This window comes from Streptomyces rhizosphaerihabitans, assembly GCF_025399795.1.
Lineage (GTDB): Bacteria > Actinomycetota > Actinomycetes > Streptomycetales > Streptomycetaceae > Streptomyces > Streptomyces rhizosphaerihabitans.
In genome coordinates this window covers 107,005-130,750 of sequence record NZ_JAODTZ010000012.1, presented here as the reverse complement: position 1 = coordinate 130,750, position 23,746 = coordinate 107,005, and the positions used below count along the sequence as shown (strand labels likewise).

The following is a 23,746-nucleotide window of genomic DNA, read 5'->3' as shown; positions in this document are numbered from 1 at the left end:
GACACCTCTCGTTTTTACGCGCGGCACCTTTGATCAATAGGATCCGCCGATGATCACAAGACAACGGCTGGCGGCGGGCGTCTGCGCCCTGCTCGCCGCCCTGGCCGCCGGGATCGCCTTCCCGGCCGGAGCGGTCGCCGACGAAACCACGGCCACCGCTCCCAAGGTCGAACTCCTGCTGGACGTCAGCGGTTCGATGCGTGCCCGGGACATCGACGGCGAGTCGCGGATGTCCGCGGCCAAGCAGGCGTTCAACGAAGTGCTCGACGCGACACCGCAGGAGGTGCAGCTCGGCATCCGCACCCTCGGCGCCAACTATCCGGGGAACGACCGTAAGACGGGTTGCAAGGACACGGCCCAGCTGTACCCGGTGGGGACCCTGGACCGCACCGAGGCCAAGACGGCCGTCGCGACCCTCAACCCGACCGGCTGGACCCCGATAGGTCCCGCCCTGCTCAAGGCGGCCGACGACCTCAAAGGCGGTGAGGGCACCCGTCGCATCGTGCTCATCAGCGACGGCGAGGACACCTGTCAGCCGCTCGACCCGTGCCAGGTGGCCCGCGAGATCGCGGCCAAGGGCATCGGCCTGACCATCGACACCCTGGGGCTGGTCCCCGACGTCAAGGTGAGCAAGCAGCTGAGCTGCATCGCCGAGGCCACCGGGGGCTCGTACACCTCGGTGGAGCACAAGGAGCAGCTCAGCGACCGCGTCAACCAGTTGGTGGACCGCGCCGCCGATCCGGTGGTGAAGCCGGTGGCCGTGGAGGGTACCGACTCGTGCACCGGGGCGCCCGCCGTCAAGTCGGGTCTCTACACCGACCGCGAGGAGTTCGCGCAGCACCGCTGGTACCGCGTGGAGGTCGCGCCGGGCAAGGAGCTGCGCGCCTCGGTGAGCATCGCGGCCGACCGCCAGGTCAACCCCGACTACGGGGTGTTGCTGCGGGCCGTCACCGTGCACGGCCGGGAGATCGTGCGCGGCGAGGCGGCCGGGAACGGCCGCACCGACGTCGTCTCGACCGGTCTGCGCTATCCGAAGGCCGAGAGCGACGACGACAACGCGCCCGCCGAGGTCGTGTGTCTGCAGGTGTCCAACTCCTTCTCGGCCGCGTCCGGCGTGAAGGTCACGCCCGGACTGCCGCTCGAACTGACCGTCGACGTCGTCGACGGCCCCGACCAGGCGGGTGACGTGGCCTCGTTCGGCCTCGGGCGCGGCTGGTGGCTGCTCGGCACCCTGGTGCTCGTCGGCTTCCTCGCGGGTGTGCTGTGGGGCTGGATCTCTCGCTGGCGGTTCTCGGTCTGGAGGACCAACTGATGCGTATCCGACGTGTGCTGAGCACCGCCGTCCTTCTCGCGGGGGTCGCCGCGGCGCCCGCGCTGCTCGGTGCGGCCGCTTCCCCGGCCTTCGCCGACGCCTCGCCTTCCGCGAGTCCCTCGGGTGACGCCGCCGCGCCCACCGAGGCCGGTACGTCGTTCCGTACGGCGACCGAGATCGAGCAGGGCGCGCAGGCCACCGCCGGCGCCTCCACGGGCGACTACCTGTACTGGCAGTTCCCCGCGGACGCCGGGCAGCGGCCCACCGTGAAGGCGACGGTGAAGCTGCCCGAGGCGTCCAAGCGCGCCTCCTCCGAGACCTGGCAGATCGACGTGTACGACGGTCTGCGGCGCCGTCAGGCCTGCCAGTACGGGGCGCAGACCCGGACGGCGACGGCGGACGTGTCCTCCGTGGAGCTGTCCTGCACCCTGCGCACCGTCCGTGCCTGGTCGGAGACCTGGGCCAACGACCCGCTGCCGGGCACGTACTACATCCGGCTCACCGCCACCGGTCTCGGGGCGGCCGATCTGGGTCTGCCGATGAGCACGGAACTCCAGGTGGACTCCAAGGACATCGGCGGTTCGGCGGCGGTCGACGGCTCGCTCGCCAAGCCGTTGGTCCCGGGCATCGCCACCACGGCGTCCGAGAATCCCGAGGAGGACGGTTCCGGCGACACCTCCGGATCCAAGACGGCGGTGCTGTCCTCTCTCCGGCCCGACGGCTCCGGCTGGTGGTCCGACCGCTGGGTGTGGACCGCGATCGGCGGCATCCTCGCGGCCCTCGCGGGCATCGGCGGGTACGCGCTGACGCGGGGCAGGGGACGCCCGTCCCGGATTCCGCCGGGCGCCTGACCCGTAGGCCGCAGGCCGAGGCCCGCCGCGCTCCCCGCCGGGGAGCGTGGCGGGCCTCTGTCCTGCGGTCCCAGCGGCCGCTCAGGTGCCTCCAGCGGCCCGCCAGGCCCCTCCGGCGGGCGGCGGGTGACACGGCACCCGCCCCGCGTCGTCACGCCTCACGGAGGGCCTTGGCCAGGGTTCCGTCGCCCGTCACGTCGACGCTCCGTTCGCGCAGCGCGTCGAGCAGGGTGGAGGTCCCCCGGTTCAGGGCCTCGCACGTCCGCGTGTCCAGCGTCAGCCGGGCGTCCGGTTCACCCGGAGCGGGCCCGTCCCCGTAGAGCGGCCCTTCCGCGGCACCCAGCCGCACATGGAACCGGCCCTCGTCCAGGTGCACTTCGACCAGCCCCTCGCCCGCCCCGGCGGCTTCCAGCCCCCGCAGCAGCGGCAGCGCGAACCAGTGCGCCCGTACGGCGTCGGTGGGCCGCCGCTCGCCCAGCGCCGGCGCGCCCCACTCCCCGAGCGCCTGGAGCACGGGCAGCAACTCCTGCCCGCGTGCCGTGAGTTCGTAGACGTAGGCCGCCCCCGGAGGCGGCAGGCGGCGCCGGGTGGTCAGACCGTCGCGTTCCATGTCCTTGAGCCGGGAGGCGAGGACGTCGGTGCTGACGCCCGGCAGATCGGCGTGCAGATCGGTGTAGCGGCGCGGTCCGCCGAGCAGTTCGCGGACGATCAGGAGGGTCCACCGGTCCCCGACTGCGTCGAGGGCACGGGCGGCGGAACAGTACTGGTCGTAGCTTCGGCGCGGTGACATGCGACGCAGTCTAGCTATCTTGTTGGACTTTCCAAGCTCCCACTTGGTAAAACCAAGCAACACCACAACCGGAGGGCGCAGCGCATGGAGTTCCGGCAGTCGAGCAAGCTCAGCGAGGTCTGTTACGAGATCCGCGGCCCGGTGATCGAGCACGCCGACGCACTGGAGGCGGCGGGCCACAGCGTGCTGCGCCTCAACACCGGCAACCCCGCCCTCTTCGGGTTCGAGGCCCCGGAGGAGATCCTCCAGGACATGATCCGGATGCTGCCCAGGGCGCACGGCTACACCGACTCGCGCGGCGTCCTGTCCGCCCGCCGGGCCGTCGCCCAGCGCTACCAGGACCGGGGCCTGGAGGTCGGCGTGGACGACGTCTTCCTCGGCAACGGCGTGTCCGAGCTCGTATCCATGGCCGTACAGGCCCTGATCGAGGACGGCGACGAAGTCCTCATCCCGGCACCGGACTTCCCGCTCTGGACAGCCGTCACGACGCTCGCCGGGGGCAAGGCCGTTCACTACCTCTGCGACGAACAGTCCGAGTGGTACCCGGACCTGGACGACATGGCGGCGAAGATCACCGACCGGACCCGCGCGGTCGTCATCATCAACCCCAACAACCCGACGGGCGCGGTCTATCCGAGGGAGATCGTCGAGGGCATCCTCGACCTCGCCCGCCGGCACGGCCTGATGGTGTTCGCGGACGAGATCTACGACCAGATCCTGTACGACGACGAGGTGCACCACTCGGCCGCCGCCCTCGCCCCCGACCTGGTCGTCCTCACCTTCTGCGGCCTGTCGAAGACCTACCGCGTCGCCGGCTTCCGTTCCGGCTGGCTGGTCGTCACCGGCCCCAAGCAGCATGCCCGCAGCTATCTGGAGGGACTGACGATGCTGGCCTCCATGCGGCTGTGCGCCAACGCTCCGGCGCAGTACGCCATCCAGGCCGCGCTCGGCGGCCGCCAGTCGATCCACGAGCTGACCGGGCCCGGCGGCCGGCTCCGCGAGCAGCGCGACCGCGCCTGGGAGAAGCTGAACGAGATCCCCGGCGTCTCGTGCGTGAAACCCAAGGGCGCGCTGTACGCGTTCCCGCGCATCGACCCCGCGGTGCACCCCATCCACGACGACGAGAAGTTCGTCCTGGACCTGCTGCTGCGCGAGAAGATCCAGGTCGTCCAGGGCACCGGCTTCAACTGGCCGCGCCCCGACCACTTCCGCATTCTCACCCTCCCGCACGCCGACGACCTGGACGCGGCGATCAGCCGGATCGGGCGGTTCCTTAGCGGGTACCGGCAGTAGCGAACCGGGGGCGGGAGCGGACGGGGTGCGGCCGGTCGGAGGAGCCGGTGCTGCGCCCCGGCCCGGCCGGTGTCACCGTACGAGGGACAGCAGCTGGCGCAGGGACGGAAAGGGCGCGGCGATGGGTGACCTCCTCCTCGTACGGCACGGTGAGACCGAATGGTCGATGTCCGGGCGGCACACGGGGTCGACCGATGTCCCGCTGACCGACAACGGCCGCGAGCAGGCGCGGCGGCTCGGTCCGCTGATCGCGCGGCACCACATCGCGGCGGCGTTCGTCAGCCCGATGCGCCGGGCGCGGGAGACGGCCGAGCTGGCCGGGGTCGTCGGCGCACGCGTCGACGCCGACCTCCGCGAGTGGGACTACGGCGGGTACGAAGGGGTCACGACCCTCGAGATCCACCGGGAGCGGCCCGACTGGTTCCTGTTCACGGACGGCGTCGCGGCCGGGCCGCCCGAGCACCCCGGGGAGAGCCCGGACGAGGTGGGGGCGCGCGCCGAGCGGGCCCTGGCCAGGATCGACGCGGCGCTGGCCGAGTCGGAGGGCAGCGTGGTCGTCGTCTCGCACGGCCACTTCCTGCGGGTGCTGACCGCGCGGCGGCTCGGGCTGACCGCCCAGTCCGGTGCCCTCTTCCAGCTCGGCACCGGGACGATGAGCCGGCTGAGCACGGAGCACCGGCGGCATGTGGTGGCCGGCTGGAATGTCAGACCCGACGCGTACTGTTCCCATGGACCGCTCGCCCCGGCGGGAGAGGGGTCGGAGGAACACTGAGCCGTGGCCGGGCAGGAGCGCCGCGGCACCACCCGGTGGTGGAGGGAGCGCGCCGTGACACGACCGCCGAGCGCCGCGCAGCGGCGCCTCATCGACAGCGCCGACCCCGTGACCGGGCGGCTGAAGGGCACCGATGCCCAGCTCGCCGCCCTGGTGAAGCGAGGGCTCGCCTTCCGCCATCCGCGTCCCCCGCGCGACCACTTCCTCACACCGGCCGGGCATCGACTGCGCGAGGCCCCCGGGACTCCCGAGCCGGCCGTCGCCGCCGAGGAGTCCGCTCCGGCGGCGTCCGGCGTGTTCGCCGCGCGCATCGGCGGCGAGGAGGGGCCCGCGGCGGGCCCCTCCCGGCTGAGAGAGGTGCACAGCGCATGGCAGGGGCTCCTTGAGCTGCGCCGGATGACCCGTCCGGACGGTGCCACCGACCTTCCGTGCGCCTGGGAGCGTACGCATCTGGTGCAGGCCGCCGCGCTCGCGCTGGAGGCGGCGGGACACCGGCCCGCCGGAGCGGAGGGCGGCGGCTACCGGATACGGGCGACACCGCAGCCGGAGGCCGTCGCCGTGCGCGAGCCGGACCCCGAGGCACTGCGCGCCTGCGCGGCCACCCTGGAGAAGGCGGGCTGGCAGGTCGGCGAGCACACGGAACCGCGCACGGGCGCCCGCTACGCACTGGCCTCGCCCCGGCGGACGTGAGGGGCGGTGCGCCGGCAGAACCCCCAAGAGAGCGGGGCAGTTGCGGTCTTGTCGCCGTCGCATTCGGGCAGGCACGCAGGCACGCAGGCACGCAGGCAGTTGCAGTCTTGCCGCCGTCGGCGTCGGGTAGGCAGTTGCAAGTCGGACCGGCAGTCGCAGTCGTGGAAGCAGTCGCAGTCGTCGAAGGGAAAGTCGTGGCAGAGCCGTTTTTCGTCCCCGTGACCGTTCGCGGATACGAGACCGACGTGCAGGGGCATCTGAACCAGAGCGTGTATCTGCAATACGCCGAGCACGCCCGCTGGTCGTTGCTGCACGCGGCGGGGATCAGCCAGCCGGAGCTGGCGGACCGGCGCGTGGGCCCGGTCGTGCTGGAGACGACCATCCGCTATCGGCGCGAGCTGCTCGCCGGCGACGAGGTCGAGGTGACGTGCGCCTTCATCTGGGGTGAGGGCAAGAGTTTCCGCATGGAGCAGACCATCCGGAAGGCCGACGGCACGGTGTCCGCCGAGATCACGGCGGTCTGCGGTCTGATGGACCTCACGGAACGCCGGCTCCTGCCGGGCCCCCGGGATGTCTTCAAGTCCCTGGCCACCGACCCCAGTTATTTCGAGTCCTGACCTCTGCGGACCACGCCGCCGGGCGGCCTACGCGTCGACCGGCTCCGGCCGGTGCTCGGCGTCGTAGGCCGCGCGGGATTCGGCGATCGTGACACGGTGCCGCTCGGCCCAGTCGGTCAGGGAGAGCAGCGTCGCATGCAACTCACGGGCCACCGGGGTGAGTTCGTACTCGACCTTCGGCGGTACGGTCGGATGCACGGTGCGTGTGACGAGGCCGTCGCGCTCAAGGTTGCGCAGGGTCAGGGTCAGCATGCGGCGGCTGATCCCCTCGACGCTGCGCTCCAGTTCGGTGAAGCGGATCGGGCCGTGCGCGGCGGCCACGATGATCAGCACGCTCCATTTTCCGGCGACCCTGTCAAGAACCTCGCGGACCGGGCACGCCTGCGCGAGCACTGCCTGCGAGGTAACACCGGTGTTCCCCTGGGACATCGAAGTACCTCCTTACGCCGATCTCCATGGTCACTGACGATGTACCCCGTTACAAGTCGTGCACCAAGGGAGAACGTCCGTGGAACCGACGCGGTCCATATCGACGCGGTCCATGGAGAACACGGAGGTCATCGTCATGCTGTCCCGGACCGAACCGGCAAGGCCGTCGACACCACGAACGTACTCCCGGTGGGCCTCGCTCGTCGTCCTGTGCGCCGGCACGCTGATGACGATCCTGGACGGGAACATCGTCACCGTAGCCATGCCCGCCATCCAGGGCGACCTCGGCTTCTCCGCCCCCGGGCTCGCCTGGGTCGTGAACGCGTATCTGATCCCGTTCGGGGGGCTGTTGCTGCTCGTGGGCAGGCTCGGCGACCTGGTGGGCCGCAAGCGGATGTTCACCACCGGGCTCGCCGTGTTCACCGCGGCGTCCGTACTGTGCGGGGTCGCCGACGGGCAGGGCATGCTGGTCGCGGCCCGCGCCCTCCAGGGGGTCGGCGGGGCCATGACCTCGGCCGTGGTCCTCGGCATGCTGGTGGCGCTCTTCCCCGAGCCCCGCGAACAGGGCCGCGCCATCGCGGTGTTCAGCGCGGTCGGCGCAGCGGGCGGGGCCCTCGGCACCTTCCTCGGCGGCGCGCTGACGCAGGCCCTCGACTGGCACTGGATCTTTCTGATCAACCTCCCGATCGGCGTACTGGCCCTGGTTGCCGCACTGCGGATCCTCACCGCGGACAACGGAGCCGGCCTCGGCAGCGGCGCCGACTATCCGGGCGCGGCCCTGGTCACCAGCGCCCTGATGCTGACGGTGTACGCGATCGTCGGCGCCGGGGAGCGCGGCCTCGGCGGCACACTCGCCCTCGGCCTGCTCGCGCTCGCCCTCTTCGCCGGCTTCACCCTGCGCCAGGCGCGGGCCGCCCGCCCCCTGCTGCGGCTGCGGCTGCTCCGCTCCCGGACCCTGACGAGCGCGAACGGTGTGCAGATCCTGATGATCGCCGGGATGTACGGCTTCCAGTACATCGGCGCGCTCTACCTCCAACGCGTCCTCGGCTACAGCGAGTTGCTCACCGGCACGGCGTTCCTGCCCGCGCCGATCACCATCGGCGTACTGATGCTGAGCCTGTCGGCGCGCACGATCGCCCGCTTCGGCCCGTACCGCGTCCTGCTCGCCGGACTCGCCCTCATCACGGCGGGCCTCGCCCTGCTCAGCCGGGCCCCGGTCGAAGGGGCGTACGTCACCGACGTGCTGCCCCCGCTGCTCCTGCTCTCCGCGGGATTCGCGGCCGCGATGCCCGCGGTGACCGGGCTCGCCATGTCCGGCGCCCGCGCGGAGGACGCCGGCCTGGCCTCCGGACTCTTCAACACCACGCAGGTGGTGGGCGGTTCACTGGGCCTTGCCGTGCTGACGACACTGGCGGCGAGCCGCACCGAGCGGCTGACCGGCGCGGGCGAGCACGTCGTCGCGGCGACGGCAAACGGCTACCGGCTGGCGTTCACGGTGGCCACGGTCATCGCGGCCACGGCCCTGACCCTGGCCGCCGCCCTGCTGCGCCCTGACCGAACCTCCTCAACCGCATCCGCGGAGGAAGTACCTCCTCACACGCCCTCTTCTGCCGACCCGGCCGTCCCGGGCGAACGGATCGGCACCGGCACCTGATTGAAGCCGTAGTAGACCGCGAGCAGCCCGTGCGCGGCCAGGGTCAGCGGCGCCGAGACGAACGAAAGCGCGACCGTCGCCGGATAGGCGAGGGAGCCGAGGGCGAAGCGGACGCGGGTGCGCCGGGCGCCCTCGACGTCGACGCGGCTGTCGAGAAGGCGCCCGGTCCGGGTGAGGTGCCACCACACGGCCTGGAACGCGAGGGCCATGGCCACCATGACCAAGCTGTAGACGGCGGCGGCGACATGGGACGCCCTGCCCTCGCGCAGGTACTCCGCGAGCATCGCCGTGGGCCAGGGAATCGCGGCCACCACCATCAGCAGGAGCAGGTTCAGGAACATCAGGGTGCGGTCGACCCGGGCGACGTAACTGAACACCTGATGGTGGTTGATCCACATGATGCCGATCACCAGGAAACTGACGACGTAGGCGGCGTACGAGGGCCACTGCTGTCCGAGCGCGTGCCACAGTCCGCCGTGCTCACCGGCCTCGGGGACCTTGATCTCCAGGATCAGCAGCGTGATGGCGATGGCGAAGACACCGTCGCTGAAGGCCTCCACACGGCCCGACTCGTTCATGACCGACTCTCCCCGTTGTGACGCGTCCGCACATGTTTTCCGCGCGGAGTCTGCCGCGCGGCCCGTGCGCCGTCCGTGCGCCGTCCGTGCCATTCGTACCGTCCGCACGGCCCGTGCCGCTCGTGCCGTTCGTGCCGTTCATCCGCTCAGACCGTAGCCCAACGCGGTTCGCCTTCGGCTCCGCATCCCCAACTCGCCCTCCCCTGACGGGTATACGCCGCCTCCAATCTCTGGTAGGAAACTTTCCTAACAGTACGCGACAGCACCACTCCCCCATCGGAGGTACCGTGCACACCCCCCACATAGGCACTTCGCGTCGCACCCTGCTCACCCTGATCGGAGCCTCATTGGTGGCAGGCCCGCTGGTCGCCACCCAGACCGCGACCGCCGCGCCGGTCGGCCTGGACGACCCGGCGAAGAAGGAGATCGCCATGAAGCTGGTCTCCAGCGCGGAGAACTCCTCGCTGGACTGGAAGGCGCAGTACAAGTACATCGAGGACATCGGCGACGGGCGCGGCTACACCGCCGGGATCATCGGATTCTGCTCGGGCACCCACGACATGCTCGACCTCGTCGAGCTGTACACGCAGCGCAAGCCCGGCAACGTCCTGGCCAAGTACCTGCCCGCGCTGCGCGAGGTCGACGGCAGCGACTCCCACGAGGGCCTGGACCCCGGCTTCCCGGCCGACTGGCGCAGGGCCGCGCAGGACTCGGCGTTCCAGCAGGCCCAGAACAACGAGCGCGACCGCGTCTACTTCAACCCCGCCGTAGGGCAGGGCAAGTCCGACGGTATCGGTGCCCTCGGCCAGTTCACGTACTACGACGCCATCGTGATGCACGGCGACGGCGGCGACAGCACCAGCTTCAGCAACATCCGGCGGCGCGCCCTGGCGAAGGCCAAGCCGCCGGCCCAGGGCGGCGACGAGGTGACGTATCTGAACGCCTTCCTCGACGCCCGGGTGTGGGCCATGAAGCAGGAGGAGGCCCACTCCGACACCACCCGGGTCGATACCGAGCAACGGGTCTTCGTACGCAACCGGAACCTGAACCTCAACACACCGCTGGACTGGAAGGTCTACGGCGACAGCTACCACATCGGCTGACGGGCGCGGCACGGCGGAGGGCGCGGCACGGTTCTCGTGCCGCGCCCTCCGTGTGCCCGGTCAGCCTCCGTAAGTCCGGTCAGCCTCCGTAAGTCCGTTCACCCTTCGGACCGTTCGGTCCCCTCAGTGCGCCGGTACCGCCTTGAGGTCCTCGCCCGCCTCCATGGGGTGGGTCACCTCGCCCGCGTTCTCGCGTCCCCCGCCGAGGTGGTTGAAGACGAGGTTGAGGACGACGGCCGCGACACAGCCCGTCGAGATGCCGGAGTCGAGGACGATCCGTACGGTCTCCGGGAACGCGTGGTAGAACCCGGGCGCGGTGATCGGGATGATGCCGACCGCGAGGGAGACGGCCACGATCAGCACGTTGTTGTCCTTCTCCAGACCCGCCCTGACCAGCGTCTGGATGCCGCTGGCCGCGACCGAGCCGAAGAGGACGACACCCGCCCCGCCGAGCACCGGGCGCGGTACGACGGCGATCAGTGACGCGGCCATCGGGCACAACCCCATCAGCACCAGGAAGCCGCCGCCGGTGGCGACGACGTACCGGCTGCGGATCCTCGTCATCGCGACGAGGCCGATGTTCTGGGCGAAGGCGCTGCACATGAAGCCGTTGAAGAGCGGGCTCAGCGCCGAGCCGAGGGTGTCGGCGCGCAGTCCGGCCGCGATGGTCCGCTCGTCGGCGGGGCGCTCCACGATCTCGCCCAACGCCAGCATGTCCGCGGTCGATTCGGTCATCGAGACGACCATCACCACGCAGAGCGAGAGGATCGCGGCGAGGTGGAACTGCGGGGCGCCGAAGTGGAACGGCGTCGGGAAGCCGACCACGTCCGCGTCGGCCACCGGCCCGAAGTCCGTTACGCCGAAGGGGATCGCCACGAGCGTACCGATGACCAGGCCGAGCAGGACCGCGATCTGTTTGACGAAGCCGCGGGTGAAGCGGCGCAGCAGCAGGACGATGACGAGGGTCACCGCCGCGAGTCCCAGGTAGGTCCGTGAACCGTAGTCGTCCGCCGCGGGATTCGGGCCCTGCGCCCAGCCGAAGGCGACGGGCAGCAGCGATACGCCGATGAGCGTGATCACGCTGCCGGTGACGACGGGTGGGAAGAAGCGGACGGCCTTGCTGAAGTAGGGGGCCGCGATGAATCCGAGGACACCGGCGACGACGACCGCGCCGAAGATGATCGGCAGGGCGTCGCTCTTGTCCTCGGCGGAGGCGACGACGGCGGTCATCGGGGCGACACCGGCGAAGGTGACGCCGTTGACGAAGGGCAGCCGCGCTCCGATCTTCCAGAAGCCGAGGGTCTGCAGGAAGGTGGCGAGACCCGCGGTGAACAGGCAGGCGCCGGTGAGGAAGGTGAGTTCACCGGCGGAGAGACCGGCCGCGGCGCCGACGATCAGGGGTGGGGCGACGACTCCGGCGTACATGGCGGCCACGTGCTGCAGGCCGCTGGCCGCCATCTTCAGGGCAGGCAGTCTCTCGTCAACCGGGTGCACCGACGGGCCTGTTGATCCAGGCGATCCCGTTGATCCGGGCGATCCCGATACTGCGGGCGATCCCGGTGCTGCGGTTGATCCGGTGGTTCCGGTGGTTCCACTTGCTTCGGTCGATCCGGCCGATCCGGTTGCTTCGGTCGATCCGGTTGCTTCGGCCGGTCCGGTGATTCCGGTTGCTTCGGCTGTTTCGGTTGGTCGTGCATCGGTGCTGGGCTGGGCGGCCACGGCGGCTCCTCCGGTCGGGTACACGTCGCCGTCGACGTGGGTGTCAGGGAGGTGATGCGCGGTCGTGCGGGACCGGGACGATGACCACCGCGCGGACACGGCGTCCGCACGGCGGGGACCGTTCCGGGGCGCGCACGTCCATGCACGCCCCGGCTACGGCCGCCGTGGACCCCGCTCGGGTCCACGGCTACCGGCCGAGGGCCGTCCCCCTCCGCCGGAGTTCTGTGGTGGTCAGGCCTGCGCGGCGATCCGCGCCAGGCGCTGTGCCTCGTCCCGCGTGGAGCGGGCGATGGCGTCCTCGTCGACGTGCAGCAGGTGGCTGTCCTCGACGACCGGCCTGCCGTTCACGAGAGAGAGGGTGACCGGGGCGGCGGCGCCGAAGACGAGCGCTGTCACCGGGTCGGCGATCGAGGCGTGCGCCAGGGTGTCCAGTTTCCACAGCACGAGGTCGGCGAGCTTGCCCGCCTCCAGAGAGCCGATCTGGCTCGCGCGGCCGAGGACCTGGGCCCCGCCGAAGGTGCCCAGGCGCAGCGCCTGACGGGCGTTCAGGGCGGCCTCGCGGTGAGCGCCGAGCCGGTTGATGAGCAGGGCGTTGCGCAGCTCGGTGTGGAGTTCGCCGGACTCGTTCGACGCGGTGCCGTCGACGCCGAGGCCGACCGGAACGCCGGCCGCCAGCATGTCGGGGACCCGGGCGATGCCCGCGGCCAGCCGGGCGTTGGAGGACGGGCAGTGCGCGACACCCGTCTTCGTGCGGGCGAAGGCGGCGATGTCGGAGTCGTTCATATGGACGCAGTGCGCCATCCACACGTCCTCGCCGAGCCAGCCGGTCGACTCGAAGTAGTCGGTCGGACCCATGCCGAACAGTTCCTTGCAGAACTGCTCCTCCTCCACGGTCTCCGAACCGTGCGTGTGCAGCCGTACCCCCTTGCGGCGGGCCAACTCAGCGCCCTGCTTCATGAGTTCGGTGGAGACGGAGAAGGGCGAGCAGGGTGCGACGGCGACCTGGGTCATGCTGTCGAAGGAGGCGTCGTGGTGCTCGTCGACGGTCGCCTCGGTGGCGGCCAGCGCTCCTTCGAGAGTCTCCACGGCGAAGTCCGGCGGCAGCCCGCCGTCCTTCTCGCTGCGGTCCATGGAGCCGCGGGCGAGGGTGAAGCGGACGCCGGTCTCGCGGGCGGCCCGGATGATGGCGCCGGACAGGTCGCCGGAGCCCTTGGGGAAGACGTAGTGGTGGTCCATGGCTGTGGTGACGCCGCCGCGGGCCATCATGGCGAGGGAGCCCTGGGCGGCCGCGTAGGCCATCCGCTCGTCGATGCGCGCCCAGGTCGGGTAGAGCGCGACGAGCCAGTTGAAGAGGTTGTGGTCCGTGGCCAGGCCGCGGGTGATCCACTGGTAGAAGTGGTGGTGGGTGTTCACCAGACCGGGCGTGGCCAGATGCCCGGTGCCGTCGACGCGGCGGACCACGTTCTCCAGGTTCTCGGGGGCCTTTCCGGCGCCCACCGACTCGATTTTGTTGTCGGCGACGACGATGTGGCCCGAGGCGTACTCGGTGTCGCCCGCGTCCACGGTCGCGATGGCGCAGTTCTCGATGACGATGCGCTGGACTGCCACGGCGGTTCCTCGTTCTTCCCATTGGCGGACGGACCCGGGGGCCGAGCGGGGTGACGACCGGGTCCGTGGTGCTGTGGTTGCGCAGATGCCCCCGCTCTCCCCTGGGACGTGACGCCGGCGCCCGCGTCGGGGGTACAGCGGCAGTACCGCGGAGGCGGTCCGGGTGGACCGCCGGGTGCGGTCCTACAGGTTGGTGAGGTCCACCGGGATGCGGGGCTCGCAGCCGTCGCGCAGGACGGTGCCCTCGATGAGCCCGTACGGACGGTCGGCCGCGAAGTAGACAGCTCCGTCAGCGGTGTCGTTCTCGAGGCCGAACGGCGTCAGGTCCACCAGGAAGTGGTGCTTGTTCGGGAGCGAGAAGCGGACCTCGTCGATCTCGCCGCGGTGGTCGATGATCCTGGCGCCCATTTGGTGCAGGGTCTGCTGGAGCGAGAGGGAGTAGGTCTCCGCGAAGGCCTGGAGCATGTGCTTCCTGACCTGGTCGTAGGATTTGTCCCAGTCGGGCATCTTCTGCTCGTCGCCGGTCCAGTTGAAGCGCCAGCGGCTGGAGACCTGGGTGGCCAGGATGCGGTCGTACGCCTCCTGGAGCGTCGTGTACTTGTCCTTGACGTAGCCCCAGAACTCGGAGTTCGTCGAGTTCATCACGACGAGGTCCTTCAGGCCCGAGACGACCTCCCATGTGTCACCGTCGTAGGTGATCTGGGTGACGCGCGTCTCCTGGCCCTTGCGTACGAACGAGTGCTTGCCCTCGTCCGCGCCGACGCCCCGGGAGCCCGCGTCCGAGGCCTCGATCCGCTCCCAGGCGTACTCCTCGATGCGGATGCGCGCCCGCTTGATCGGCTCCTGGCTGGTGACGAAGTGCCGGGCCAGATGGATGCCGAACTGCTCGGCGGACTCGATGCCGTGCTCCTTGGCGAACGCGTACACCGTGTTCTTGGTGGTGTCCGTCGGCAGGACGTTCGCGTTGGAGCCCGAGAGGTGGACCTCCTGCATGTCGCCGCTCAGCGCGACGGACACGTTCAGGTCCTTGATGTGGTGGGTGTCGCCGTCGCGGGTGATCTTGACGACGCGGTTCTCGGCCTTGCCGTACTGGTTCTGGCCCAGGAGCACAGGGCGGCCGTGGTGGGAAGGGTCGGTGCCGCGGTGGGAAGGGTCGGTCATGTCTGCTAGCTCCCTCGGTAAACGGAGTAGCCGAACGGGTTGAGCAGCAGCGGTACGTGGTAGTGCTCGCCCGGCCTGACGGCGAAGGTGATCGTCACCTCGGGGAAGAACGTCTCGCTGTCCCGATTCGCGGGGGCGTCCTGCTGCGCATCGGCTTGCTGTGTCGCTGAATCCGACTCGAAGTACTGCTCGACCGCGAAGTCGAGCCGCACGTGGGTCGTGCCCTCCGGCAGCGCCGGAAGGTCCTTGCACCGGCCGTCCGCGTCGGTCGCGGAACCGCCGAGCGCCCGCCAGTCGCCCTCGCGCCCGGCGCGGGCGGCGAGTTGGACGGCGACGCCCTCGGCGGGGCGGCCCACGCTGGTGTCCAGGATGTGGGTGGACACGGAGGCCGTGGTGTCGGTGCTCATGCCTCTTCTTCCTGTACGGGACCGCCGGGCTCTTCGTGTACAAGTCCGCCGGACTCTCCCTGTACGAGACCGCCGGGGTCCTCCTGCACGAGACCGGCGAGCCGGATGCGGTTGATCTTCCCCAGTTCGACGCGGACGATCTCGCGCTCCCGCTCGGCCGGGTTGCCGATCCGCTCCCTGACCGCGTCGCGCATCTGCTCGCCGGTCCGGCCGGTGGCGCAGATGAGGAAGACATGGCCGAACTTCTCCTGGTAGGCCAGGTTCAGTTCGAGCATCTCCTCCTTGAGCTCCGCGGAGGCGCCGGCCATGCCGCGCTGCTCACGGGAGGAGGTCGGGTCGCCGGGCTTCGGCCGCCCGATGGGCGGGTGCCCGGCCATCGCCTCCGCCAGATCCGCCGTGGTGAGTTCGGCCGTGGCGGCGTCGCTCGCGGCGTACAGGTCGTCGGCGGTCGCGTAGGGACGGGCGGCGAGCAGCCGCTCGGCCCACGCGCGGGAGGCGCACGCCTCGCGGAGGACGGCGAAGGCCGCGCGCTCCTGAAGGGCGTTGAAGCGGGCCAGGCCGCCAGATGTCGTACTCGACGTCACGGGAAGCCTCCGTGGCCTTGTGCTGGACGGGCTGCGGACAGCTAACGCCCTCGGAAACACCACGTCAACACTTTGTTGAAAACTTCGAGTTACAAAAAACCCCGCCGCCGAAAACCGCCGCCCGGTCGTTCCGGACGGCGGCGGGTGACGGCGGGCGGACCCTGTCGCCCTGAGGCGCGTTTTCGCTGGTCAGGCGTCCTTTTCGCGATTCAGGTAGTTGTAGACGGTGAACCGGCTCACGCCGAGCGCGCTCGCCACGGTCTCCACACCGTGCCGCACGGAGAAGGCCCCGCGCGCTTCCAGTATGCGCACGATCTCCTGCTTGGCCTTGCGGTCGAGCTCCGCGAGCGGCTTGCCCCGCTTGCGCTCCAGGGCGGCGAGAATGTGGTCGAGCGAGTCGGCGAGCTGGGGCAGGCGTACGGCGACGACGTCCGCACCCTCCCAGGACAGCACGACGTCATCGACACCGGCCAGCTCGGGCGGCAGCATCTCACCCCCCATGGCGTCGACCAGCGGCTTGACCGCCGTGACGAAGGGGTCGTCCCCGATTCCGGTCACTTATCGCCCTCCCCGGCCGCGCCCACGACGTTCACCTGGAGCGAGACCCGGGTGGCGCCCGCCTCCAGGACCTTGCGCAGCAGCGCGTCGACCGCGGTGAGCACGCTGTCCGCGCCGCCTTCCGCCGTGTTGCCGAACGGGCCGACGTCCACGGCGTCCAGTTCGGCCGCCTCGATGACCTCGCGGGCGACCAGCGCGTGCCGGGGCGCCTCGTCGAGATCGAAGGGCTCGGTCGTGAACTCCACTCTCAATCGCACGGGCTCAACCTACTGCGCGCCGCGGACATCCCGGCAGCCCCCCGTGGCCCGAGCGGGTCACGGCTGCGGCTTTCCGTCGGCACCCCCTTGACAAGCTCCGACACACGACGGCAATCTTCCATTAAGCAGAAACGAACTTCCGCAATACGGAATACCCCTGAATCGCCGGCCCGGCCGACAGCACGGCCGCCAGTACGGAAGGGAGCGCCGACCCCCATGGGATTCGCGGACCAGCGCTTCAACGTCAACCTGTCGATCCTCTTCACGGAACTCCCGCTCCTGGAGCGCCCCGCGGCCGCCGCCGCGGCAGGCTTCAACGCGGTCGAGCTGTGGTGGCCCTGGGTCGACTCCCCCAGCCCCGAGCGGTCCGAGCTCGACGCCCTGAAGAAGGCGATCGAGGACGCGGGCGTCCGGCTGACGGGGCTGAACTTCTACGCCGGACAGCTGCCCGGACCCGACCGGGGCGCCCTGTCGATCCCCGGGGAGGAGTCGGAGAGGTTCCGCGCCAACATCGACGTGGCCGCCGAGTTCGCCGGGTCGCTGGGCTGCACGGCGCTCAACGCCCTGTACGGCAACCGCGTCGAGGGCGTGGACCCGGCCGAGCAGGACGCGCTCGCGCTGGAGAACCTGGTGCTCGCGGCGCGGGCCGCCGACCGGATCGGCGCGATCCTCCTCGTCGAGACTCTCAACGAGCGGGAGTCACCGCGCTATCCACTGGTGAGCGCAACAGCCGGTGTCGCCGTCGTCGACAAGGTCAACGCGGCGACCGGCCTCGGCAACACCAGGTTCCTCATGGACCTCTATCACCTCTCCATGAACGGCGAGGACCTGCCGCGGGCGATCGCCGACCACGCCGACCGGACCGGCCATGTGCAGATCGCCGACAACCCCGGCCGCGGCGCTCCGGGCACCGGCAGCCTCCCGCTGGAGGAGCTCCTCGACCAGCTGGCCGAGGCCGGTTACGCGGGCTGGGTCGGCCTGGAGTACAAGCCGGGCGACCGGCCGAGCGCCGAGGCCTTCGACTGGCTGCCCGCCGACGCCCGAGCCGCCCGCTGAGCGGCACCCCGATGACGCAGCAGAGATTTCAGAGAGGCACCCCCATGAGCAACAACCTCCCCAAGGTGGCATGGATCGGTCTCGGCATCATGGGCTCACCCATGTCGGAGAACCTGATCAAGGCCGGGTACGACGTCACCGGTTACACGCTGGAGCGGGACAAGCTGGAGCGCCTGGCCGCCGCGGGCGGCACCGCCGCCGGTTCGATCGCCGAGGCCGTGCGGGACGCCGACGTGGTGATCACGATGGTGCCCGCCTCCCCGCAGGTCGAGGCCATCGCGTACGGCCCCGACGGCATCCTGGAGAACGTGGGGTCCGGCGCACTGCTGGTCGACATGTCCTCGATCACCCCGCAGACCTCGATCGACCTCGCGAAGGCCGGCGCCGAGAAGGGCGTTCGCGTACTGGACGCCCCGGTGTCCGGCGGTGAGGCCGGCGCGATCGAGGCCGTGCTGTCGATCATGGTCGGTGGCGAGCAGGCCGACTTCGACGAGGCGGAGCCCCTCTTCGAGGCGCTCGGCAGGACCATCGTGCTGTGCGGTCCGCACGGCTCGGGCCAGACCGTGAAGGCGGCCAACCAGCTGATCGTCGCCGTGAACATCCAGGCGTGCGCCGAGGCCGTCGTCTTCCTGGAGAAGTCCGGCGTGGACCTCAGGGCCGCGCTCGACGTCCTCGGCGGCGGCCTCGCGGGCTCCACCGTGCTGGCCCGCAAGAAGGACAACTTCCTGAACCGCGACTTCAAGCCGGGCTTCCGCATCGACCTGCACCACAAGGACATGGGCATAGTCACGGACGCCGCCCGTACCGTGGGCGCCGCGCTGCCCGTCGGCACCGTGGTCGCCCAGCTGGTCGCCAGCCTGCGCGCACAGGGCGACGGCGGCCTGGACCACTCCGCGTTGCTGCGCGCGGTCGAGCGTCTCTCCGGCGCACAGATCTGAACCACGGCCGGGAGCCGAACAACGGCCAGGTCCTGGACACCACGGCCTGGAGCCGAACCATGGCCGAGTCCGCCGGCTCGACCGAGGGCTGAACACGGCCGAGGGCCCGCCGCGCCGGCCCTGCCCGGGCACCTCGAACTTCCGGGCATCTCGAACTTCCGGGCATCTCGAACTTCCGGGCCGCGGTGGCGCTGACACCTGTCCTGTCGCGCCCAGGCGCCGCCGCGGCCCGGATCCGCCTCAACGAACCGCCTACGGCCTTGAGCCGACCGCCCCGAGGAACCTACTTCAACAACTTGTTGACGTTTGGTCCACACCGAACCTAGGCTCCACCAGGCGGCGCACGTCCACATGGCGGAAGAAGTTTTCCGCTGAACCCGCCACCCTCTCGTACGGAAGGTCCACGATGTCGAAGCGCGTGCCCACGACCGAGTCCGGCGCCCCTGTCTCCGACGACCGGAACTCCGCCACGAGCCCAACTCCTACGACGGCCCGGCCGAGACCGGCCGGTCTCGAACCGAGAACCCAGCTCGCGTACCGCCCCTGACGGGAGGTCAGGAACGGTACGCGTAGCCCGCGGTGGATCGAGCGGCCCGGATGAGGGGTGGCCGCACGACAGGACCGCGGGCGAGGCGAGGACCGCGGCGGCATGCGAGCCAGTGCGGTGGTGAAGGTCCCGGGACCCGCTTCTCGACCTGAGGGAAGCGGCGTCACGGTTCCGTCGCATCCGCCGCGGTCCCAGCCACACCGGCCAACGGGGCCCGCCCCCACCGGCCTCAAGGGCCACAGACCCCGTCCGGCGGCGCGAACGTACTGTCGCGCCCAGCCTCGCGCCGTCGGACGGCCACAACCCCTCAGCACGACGAGCCGGACTCCGGGTGCGGATTCCGGCCGCGCGCAGCAGCCTGGGAGCATGGAGGCTGACGGCATGGATTTTCCCAGGATCGTGGTGCACACACCGGCGCTGGACGGGTCGCGACGGGTGACCGAGGGCGACCGGGTTCTCGGCATGGCGTACCACCTCGACGACGTGGTCGAGATCCTGCGCCAGGCGGACGTCGACCTCGACGCGATCGAGGTCGAGGAGAGCGACATCATCGAATGGCAGGGCGGTGGTCCGGACGACTGGCCGGGCCTCTCGGAGCATTCGGACCACTCGGACCACTCGAACGGATGAGGACCCCGGGCACCGGCCGACACCGGACCCCAACCGCGAGCCGAAACGGGCGACAAACAGACTCCGAACGTACTCAAGCGGGCGTAGAGCGCCTACGGAACCCTCAAATCAACCTCTGAACACCGCCCCAGGGGCTTCACCTCACGCCGGATGAGGCACATTCTCGGCACACGGGGCCCGCCGGCACGGGGGCGGCGGGTCCCGAACGGGGGTAACGGGGGCACGGGGGAAGCACCATGAGCGGGAGCGCGGCGGTCGGGCCTGGGCCTTTGACCGTCGCGCTGCTGCGTGGCGGGCCCCGCGCGGCCGTGAAGGTCGCCGTGGTCGCCCTGCATCTGAGGGGCGCGGTGGTCCCGGGCCCGCCGGTCACGATACGGACCTCGACCCCGGCCCCGGGGACGTCCTTCGTACCAGGGCTCTCCCTGGAGAGGGCCGTGCGCGGCTCGCTCTATCTCCCGGCGGGAATGCGGGAGTTGATGGACCGGCCGCGCGTGCGACGGGCGCTGGCGGAGCTGCGCGGCGAGGCCGCAGCGGCCGGACTGCTGCGCCGCCTGCCCCCGCGCCGGACGCGCGCCGCCCGGCGTGTCCTCCGGGAGCTTCGTGCCGCGGTCCCGCCTCCCACCGGACCGGAGGGCCTGTCCACGGCCGATGTCCTGCTCGCGGTCGCCCTGTACGGCGACGCCGCCCTGACCGTGCTGGTGCCGCGCTTCACCGAGGCTGCCGGCCTGAAGGGGCGCGGCGGCCGGGAGGAGCGCGGGCTGCCCCGGAGCGGCGACGTGGGGGGCGATGGCTTCACCGGCTGCGCGGGCGGCTGGGGGGCTTGACACTCCGTGCGGTGACCGCCCGCGGATTCTCCAGGAACGGCAGGACATGCCGGAGGAAGAGACCCGGGCGTTCGTTGTACGGCTCGTGTGCCGTGGGCAGCCGGACGCTCGACGTCCCCGCGGGGAGCTCGCGCCGGGCACGCCGGCCGTCGAGGAACGCGGGGACGACCGGGTCACGGCTGCCCCACAAGAGCAGGATCGGCAGGCCGAGGGCGGCCGGGTCCGCGAGGCCGAATCCCGGGTCGGCGAGACCGCGCCACAGCGCGCAGTGCACCGCCAGTCTCCGCTCGTCGTGGGGCAGTTGACGGACACGGGCGTACGTCTCCCGCGCGCTCGGCGTGCCCAGCCGGCCCAGATAGGCGCGGGCCAGCGGGACGACCAGCCGGCGGGCGCGGGCGGGGCGGCCCATCACCTCACGGCAGAACCAGCGGGTGAGCGCGGTCTGCCGGGTGAAGCCCGCGGGGTCGACCAGGACGAGCGCGGTGACCGACGCGGCGCGGGGGCCCTCGGCGAGGCGGCAGGCGACATAGCCGCCGACGCTGTTGCCGAGCACGGCGACCTCCCGCACACCCTGCTCCTCCGCGAGCGCGTCGATCACCCGCTCGGCGACCTCCACCAGCCCTTCGGGAGTGACCCGCCCGGGTTCCGGCGCGGTGGAGTCGCCGTACCCGGGCCAGTCCACGACAAAGGTGCGGTACCGGTCGGCGAGGGCGGGCAGCACGGCGTCGAAGTCACGGCCGTCCCCGGGGTTGGCGTGCAGAAGCAGCAGCGCGGGGGCGTCGGGCGGGACGGAGGTTCCCTCCGGGCGTGCACCGGGAAACGGGGGACGGCAGCGTACGGCGATGTCGCCGAGGGGGGTGGGGACGGTCATCCGCATGGGGCGAGCATGCCGGACCCGCCCGTCCCTGTGAACAACGCGCGAGGGCGGCCCGTCATTTGGGGTGGGCCGCCCTCGCGAGCGGACGAGCGCCCGCGTCACACCTTCAGCGTCCTGATCGAGGTGGGCGCGTGGCCCGGCTCGGTGGCGATCTCCTCGAACTCCACGACGTTTCCGATGTCGTTCGTCCTGCTCATGGCGATGTTGGTGACACGCTCCAGGATCGCCTCGACAACGACCGGGACCTGGAACTCGGCCGCGAGCTTCTTGGCCCGCTCGAAGGCGGCGCCGAGTTCGCCCGGGTCGGTGACGCGGATCGCCTTGCAGCCGAGGCCCTCGACGACCTTGACGTGATCGACGCCGTAGACGCCGAGTTCCGGGGAGTTGATGTTCTCGAACTCCAGGTTGACCTGGAAGTTGATGTCCAGTCCGATCTGCGCCTGCCGGATCAGGCCCAAGTAGGCGTTGTTCACCAGGACATGGACGTACGGGATCCGGTGCTGGGCGCCGACGGCCAGTTCCTCGATCATGAACTGGAAGTCGTAGTCGCCGGAGAGGGCGACGACCTGCGCGTCGGGGTCGGCCTTGGCGACGCCGAGCGCGGCCGGTATGGTCCAGCCGAGCGGGCCCGCCTGGCCGCAGTTGATCCAGTGGCGCGGCCGGTAGACGTGCAGCATCTGGGCACCCGCGATCTGCGAGAGGCCGATGGTGGTGACGTACCGGGTCTCCGGACCGAAGGCCTTGTTCATCTCCTCGTACACGCGCTGCGGCTTGATCGGGATGTCGTCGAAGTGCGTCCGGCGCTGGAGCGTGGCCCGCTTCTCCTGCGCCGAGGCGGCCCACGCGGAACGGTCGGGCAGGCTGCCCGCGGCCTTCAGCTCCCTTGCCACCTCGACGAAGAGCTCCAGGGCGGCCTTGGCGTCGGAGGCGATGCCGAAGTCCGGGGCGAAGATCCTGCCGAGCTGGGTGGGCTCGATGTCGACGTGCACGAACTTCCGTCCGGCGGTGTAGACATCCAGGCTGCCGGTGTGGCGGTTGGCCCAGCGGTTGCCGATGCCGAGGACGAAGTCGGACTCCAGGAAGGTCGCGTTGCCGTAGCGGTGCGAGGTCTGCAGGCCCACCATGCCGGCGTTGAGCTCGTGGTCGTCGGGCAGCACGCCCCAGCCCATGAGCGTCGGGACGACCGGGATTCCCGTCAACTCGGCGAACTCGACGAGGAGTTCGGCGGCGTCGGCGTTGATGACGCCGCCGCCGGCCACGATCAGCGGACGCTTCGACGCGTTCAGCAGCCCGATCGCCTTCTCGATCTGGGCGCGGGTCGCGGCGGGCTTGTACGCCTGGAGCGGCTCGTACGTGTCGGGGTCGAACTCGATCTCGGTGAGCTGGACGTCGATGGGCAGGTCGATGAGGACGGGCCCGGGGCGCCCTGAGCGCATGAGGTGGAAGGCCTGCTGGAAGACGCCGGGAACCTGCGCGGCCTCCAGCACGGTGACGGCCATCTTCGTCACGGGCCCCGCGATCGAGGCGATGTCGACGGCCTGGAAGTCCTCCTTGTGGATCACCGAGGTCGGCGCCTGGCCGGTGACGCACAGGATCGGGATCGAGTCGCCGGTCGCGGAGTAGAGGCCGGTGATCATGTCGGTGCCGGCGGGGCCCGAAGTGCCGATGCAGACACCGATGTTGCCCGGGTGGGTGCGGGTGTAGCCCTCCGCCATGTGCGAGGCACCCTCGACATGGCGGGCGAGGGTGTGACCGATCCCGCCGGACGCCTTGAGCGCCGCGTAGAAGGGATTGATCGCCGCACCGGGGACGCCGAACGTGTCGGTCACGCCCTCGCGCTTGAGGATCTCGACTGCCGCGCGGGCAGCGGTCATACGAGCCATGGAGTACTCCTGCTTCGGCTGTCGGATTCGCAGCTCCCGTCGCGCCCCGCGGAGAGTCACTTATTCCGTATTGCGGAAACTAACTTCTACTATCTGGAAGCAATGTAGGCGTAGGGGCAAGGAGCGTCAAGAGTGGGCGGCGCTGCGGACCGGCCTGGTGCGCGTCGCGGCGTTTCGCTGCCGGACGCCGCCCGGCAGGAGGACGATGGACGCGCTGACCCGACGTGAGTTCCTGGAGCGGTCCATGGCCGAGAGCGTGCCGGTGCGTTGCCCGGCCTGCCGCCGCGAGCACCTTTACGCGGCCCCGTCGTATCCATGCGTGTGCGGAGCACCCGTGACGGCGCCGCTCGACCGCCTCGCGGAGCCGGTCCCCGTCACCCACCGGGCGTGGGACGACGAATGGACCGCGGTCCACTGCGACGCCTGCGGCCGCGAGAGCCAGTGGCCGCACCCGGAACTGGGCTGCCCCTGCGGAACGACGCTGCGGATTCCGCTCCGCGGGGTACGAGAGGAGCGAGCCGTCGGCCGGCCTCCGCGCGCGGAGGCCGCGCCCGGCACGGCCGACACCATGCGACGCGCCGGCACCGACGCATCGGTGCCGGGCGACG

At 70.9% G+C, this 23,746-nt stretch carries 24 protein-coding genes; 12 read left to right on the top strand and 12 right to left on the bottom strand.

Annotated features, from left to right (window positions below):
- Positions 1-49 precede the first annotated feature (49 nt).
- Together N4G66_RS14830 and N4G66_RS14825 are read left to right on the top strand one after the other, a co-directional pair.
- Positions 50-1,312: a VWA domain-containing protein gene (locus tag N4G66_RS14830; RefSeq protein WP_261704558.1), complete on the top strand. Its 1,263-nt coding sequence runs from the start codon at positions 50-52 to the stop codon at positions 1,310-1,312.
- Complete coding sequence (locus tag N4G66_RS14825; RefSeq protein ID WP_261704557.1) at positions 1,312-2,163, top strand: hypothetical protein; 852 nt, start codon at positions 1,312-1,314, stop codon at positions 2,161-2,163. The genes N4G66_RS14830 and N4G66_RS14825 overlap by 1 nt, the downstream gene beginning before the upstream one ends.
- Positions 2,164-2,314: 151 nt before the next feature.
- Here the strand turns inward: N4G66_RS14825 and N4G66_RS14820 are convergent, their stop codons facing one another.
- The gene (locus N4G66_RS14820; protein ID WP_261704556.1) at positions 2,315-2,953 is read right to left on the bottom strand and encodes a winged helix-turn-helix transcriptional regulator; all 639 of its coding nucleotides are present in this window, start codon (positions 2,951-2,953) and stop codon (positions 2,315-2,317) included.
- An 84-nt stretch (positions 2,954-3,037) separates the two neighbouring features.
- On the opposite strand from N4G66_RS14820, the gene N4G66_RS14815 reads away from it, so the two are divergent.
- From N4G66_RS14815 to N4G66_RS14800, 4 genes are all read left to right on the top strand, one after another.
- On the top strand, positions 3,038-4,246 hold the full coding sequence (locus N4G66_RS14815; RefSeq protein ID WP_261704555.1) for a pyridoxal phosphate-dependent aminotransferase: 1,209 nt from the start codon (positions 3,038-3,040) through the stop codon (positions 4,244-4,246).
- 121 nt (positions 4,247-4,367) lie between these two features.
- The gene (locus N4G66_RS14810; RefSeq protein WP_261704554.1) at positions 4,368-5,018 is read left to right on the top strand and encodes a histidine phosphatase family protein; all 651 of its coding nucleotides are present in this window, start codon (positions 4,368-4,370) and stop codon (positions 5,016-5,018) included.
- A gap of 54 nt (positions 5,019-5,072) precedes the next feature.
- On the top strand, positions 5,073-5,708 hold the full coding sequence (locus N4G66_RS14805; RefSeq protein ID WP_261704553.1) for a hypothetical protein: 636 nt from the start codon (positions 5,073-5,075) through the stop codon (positions 5,706-5,708).
- Between the two features lie 194 nt (positions 5,709-5,902).
- Positions 5,903-6,325, top strand: a complete 423-nt coding sequence (locus N4G66_RS14800; RefSeq protein WP_261704552.1) for an acyl-CoA thioesterase — start codon at positions 5,903-5,905, stop codon at positions 6,323-6,325.
- Positions 6,326-6,352: 27 nt separating this feature from the next.
- On the opposite strand, the gene N4G66_RS14795 is transcribed toward N4G66_RS14800, so the two are convergent.
- The gene (locus N4G66_RS14795; protein ID WP_261704551.1) at positions 6,353-6,754 is read right to left on the bottom strand and encodes a winged helix-turn-helix transcriptional regulator; all 402 of its coding nucleotides are present in this window, start codon (positions 6,752-6,754) and stop codon (positions 6,353-6,355) included.
- A 226-nt stretch (positions 6,755-6,980) separates the two neighbouring features.
- On the opposite strand from N4G66_RS14795, the gene N4G66_RS14790 reads away from it, so the two are divergent.
- Positions 6,981-8,408 (top strand): MFS transporter, encoded by a 1,428-nt coding sequence (locus tag N4G66_RS14790; RefSeq protein WP_261704620.1) that lies wholly within the window; start codon positions 6,981-6,983, stop codon positions 8,406-8,408.
- On the opposite strand, the gene N4G66_RS14785 is transcribed toward N4G66_RS14790, so the two are convergent.
- Positions 8,348-8,986 (bottom strand): TMEM175 family protein, encoded by a 639-nt coding sequence (locus tag N4G66_RS14785; RefSeq protein WP_261704550.1) that lies wholly within the window; start codon positions 8,984-8,986, stop codon positions 8,348-8,350. The two genes, N4G66_RS14790 and N4G66_RS14785, sit on opposite strands and share 61 nt — an antisense overlap.
- Before the next feature lie 287 nt (positions 8,987-9,273).
- Between N4G66_RS14785 and N4G66_RS14780 the strand changes: the two genes are divergently transcribed.
- Entirely contained in the window at positions 9,274-10,089 is an 816-nt protein-coding gene (locus N4G66_RS14780) for a chitosanase (RefSeq protein WP_261704549.1), read from the top strand.
- A gap of 123 nt (positions 10,090-10,212) precedes the next feature.
- Here N4G66_RS14780 and N4G66_RS14775 read toward each other — a convergent pair whose 3' ends face one another.
- The 7 genes from N4G66_RS14775 to N4G66_RS14745 form a co-directional block, all read right to left on the bottom strand.
- A complete protein-coding gene (locus tag N4G66_RS14775) occupies positions 10,213-11,547 on the bottom strand; it encodes a nucleobase:cation symporter-2 family protein (protein WP_261704548.1) in 1,335 nt (444 codons plus the stop codon).
- Positions 11,548-12,039: 492 nt separating this feature from the next.
- The gene (locus N4G66_RS14770) at positions 12,040-13,416 is read right to left on the bottom strand and encodes an 8-oxoguanine deaminase (RefSeq protein WP_261704547.1); all 1,377 of its coding nucleotides are present in this window, start codon (positions 13,414-13,416) and stop codon (positions 12,040-12,042) included.
- 183 nt (positions 13,417-13,599) lie between these two features.
- Complete coding sequence (pucL, locus tag N4G66_RS14765) at positions 13,600-14,577, bottom strand: factor-independent urate hydroxylase (protein WP_261704546.1); 978 nt, start codon at positions 14,575-14,577, stop codon at positions 13,600-13,602.
- Positions 14,578-14,582: 5 nt separating this feature from the next.
- On the bottom strand, positions 14,583-14,984 hold the full coding sequence (gene uraH, locus N4G66_RS14760) for a hydroxyisourate hydrolase (protein ID WP_261704545.1): 402 nt from the start codon (positions 14,982-14,984) through the stop codon (positions 14,583-14,585).
- Positions 14,981-15,568, bottom strand: a complete 588-nt coding sequence (gene uraD, locus N4G66_RS14755) for a 2-oxo-4-hydroxy-4-carboxy-5-ureidoimidazoline decarboxylase (RefSeq protein WP_261704544.1) — start codon at positions 15,566-15,568, stop codon at positions 14,981-14,983. Before uraD ends, uraH begins: the two co-directional genes overlap by 4 nt.
- 189 nt (positions 15,569-15,757) lie before the next feature.
- Entirely contained in the window at positions 15,758-16,126 is a 369-nt protein-coding gene (locus tag N4G66_RS14750; RefSeq protein WP_261704543.1) for a helix-turn-helix domain-containing protein, read from the bottom strand.
- Positions 16,123-16,383, bottom strand: coding sequence for a thiamine-binding protein (locus tag N4G66_RS14745; protein ID WP_261704542.1), 261 nt, complete (start codon positions 16,381-16,383; stop codon positions 16,123-16,125). The genes N4G66_RS14750 and N4G66_RS14745 overlap by 4 nt, the downstream gene beginning before the upstream one ends.
- A gap of 216 nt (positions 16,384-16,599) precedes the next feature.
- Between N4G66_RS14745 and N4G66_RS14740 the strand changes: the two genes are divergently transcribed.
- The 4 genes from N4G66_RS14740 (at position 16,600) to N4G66_RS14725 (ending at position 20,378) form a co-directional block, all read left to right on the top strand.
- Entirely contained in the window at positions 16,600-17,439 is an 840-nt protein-coding gene (locus N4G66_RS14740) for a TIM barrel protein (protein ID WP_261704541.1), read from the top strand.
- A gap of 44 nt (positions 17,440-17,483) precedes the next feature.
- Positions 17,484-18,377 carry a 2-hydroxy-3-oxopropionate reductase gene (locus tag N4G66_RS14735; RefSeq protein WP_261704540.1) on the top strand — a complete coding sequence of 298 codons (894 nt, stop codon included), beginning with the start codon at positions 17,484-17,486 and terminating at the stop codon, positions 18,375-18,377.
- 928 nt (positions 18,378-19,305) lie between these two features.
- The gene (locus tag N4G66_RS14730) at positions 19,306-19,554 is read left to right on the top strand and encodes a hypothetical protein (protein WP_261704539.1); all 249 of its coding nucleotides are present in this window, start codon (positions 19,306-19,308) and stop codon (positions 19,552-19,554) included.
- Between the two features lie 236 nt (positions 19,555-19,790).
- Positions 19,791-20,378 (top strand): TIGR04222 domain-containing membrane protein, encoded by a 588-nt coding sequence (locus N4G66_RS14725; protein ID WP_261704538.1) that lies wholly within the window; start codon positions 19,791-19,793, stop codon positions 20,376-20,378.
- Here the strand turns inward: N4G66_RS14725 and N4G66_RS14720 are convergent.
- Positions 20,347-21,255, bottom strand: a complete 909-nt coding sequence (locus N4G66_RS14720; RefSeq protein ID WP_261704537.1) for an alpha/beta fold hydrolase — start codon at positions 21,253-21,255, stop codon at positions 20,347-20,349. The two genes, N4G66_RS14725 and N4G66_RS14720, sit on opposite strands and share 32 nt — an antisense overlap.
- Before the next feature lie 98 nt (positions 21,256-21,353).
- Positions 21,354-23,138, bottom strand: coding sequence for a glyoxylate carboligase (gene gcl, locus N4G66_RS14715; protein WP_261704536.1), 1,785 nt, complete (start codon positions 23,136-23,138; stop codon positions 21,354-21,356).
- Positions 23,139-23,746 lie beyond the last annotated feature (608 nt).

Excerpts from the sequence above, each read along its gene's own strand:
- N4G66_RS14810 (WP_261704554.1), top strand. The coding sequence starts at position 4,368 with ATGGGTGACCTCCTCCTCGTACGGCACGGTGAGACCGAATGGTCGATG.
- N4G66_RS14735 (WP_261704540.1), top strand. The coding sequence starts at position 17,484 with ATGAGCAACAACCTCCCCAAGGTGGCATGGATCGGTCTCGGCATCATG.
- N4G66_RS14740 (WP_261704541.1), top strand. The coding sequence starts at position 16,600 with ATGGGATTCGCGGACCAGCGCTTCAACGTCAACCTGTCGATCCTCTTC.
- N4G66_RS14815 (WP_261704555.1), top strand. The coding sequence starts at position 3,038 with ATGGAGTTCCGGCAGTCGAGCAAGCTCAGCGAGGTCTGTTACGAGATC.
- uraH (WP_261704545.1), bottom strand. The coding sequence starts at position 14,984 with ATGAGCACCGACACCACGGCCTCCGTGTCCACCCACATCCTGGACACC.
- N4G66_RS14725 (WP_261704538.1), top strand. The coding sequence starts at position 19,791 with ATGAGCGGGAGCGCGGCGGTCGGGCCTGGGCCTTTGACCGTCGCGCTG.
- N4G66_RS14820 (WP_261704556.1), bottom strand. The coding sequence starts at position 2,953 with ATGTCACCGCGCCGAAGCTACGACCAGTACTGTTCCGCCGCCCGTGCC.
- N4G66_RS14790 (WP_261704620.1), top strand. The coding sequence starts at position 6,981 with ATGACGATCCTGGACGGGAACATCGTCACCGTAGCCATGCCCGCCATC.
- N4G66_RS14795 (WP_261704551.1), bottom strand. The coding sequence starts at position 6,754 with ATGTCCCAGGGGAACACCGGTGTTACCTCGCAGGCAGTGCTCGCGCAG.
- pucL (WP_261704546.1), bottom strand. The coding sequence starts at position 14,577 with ATGACCGACCCTTCCCACCGCGGCACCGACCCTTCCCACCACGGCCGC.
- N4G66_RS14720 (WP_261704537.1), bottom strand. The coding sequence starts at position 21,255 with ATGCGGATGACCGTCCCCACCCCCCTCGGCGACATCGCCGTACGCTGC.
- N4G66_RS14825 (WP_261704557.1), top strand. The coding sequence starts at position 1,312 with ATGCGTATCCGACGTGTGCTGAGCACCGCCGTCCTTCTCGCGGGGGTC.
- N4G66_RS14775 (WP_261704548.1), bottom strand. The coding sequence starts at position 11,547 with ATGGCGGCCAGCGGCCTGCAGCACGTGGCCGCCATGTACGCCGGAGTC.
- gcl (WP_261704536.1), bottom strand. The coding sequence starts at position 23,138 with ATGGCTCGTATGACCGCTGCCCGCGCGGCAGTCGAGATCCTCAAGCGC.
- N4G66_RS14830 (WP_261704558.1), top strand. The coding sequence starts at position 50 with ATGATCACAAGACAACGGCTGGCGGCGGGCGTCTGCGCCCTGCTCGCC.
- N4G66_RS14785 (WP_261704550.1), bottom strand. The coding sequence starts at position 8,986 with ATGAACGAGTCGGGCCGTGTGGAGGCCTTCAGCGACGGTGTCTTCGCC.
- N4G66_RS14730 (WP_261704539.1), top strand. The coding sequence starts at position 19,306 with ATGGATTTTCCCAGGATCGTGGTGCACACACCGGCGCTGGACGGGTCG.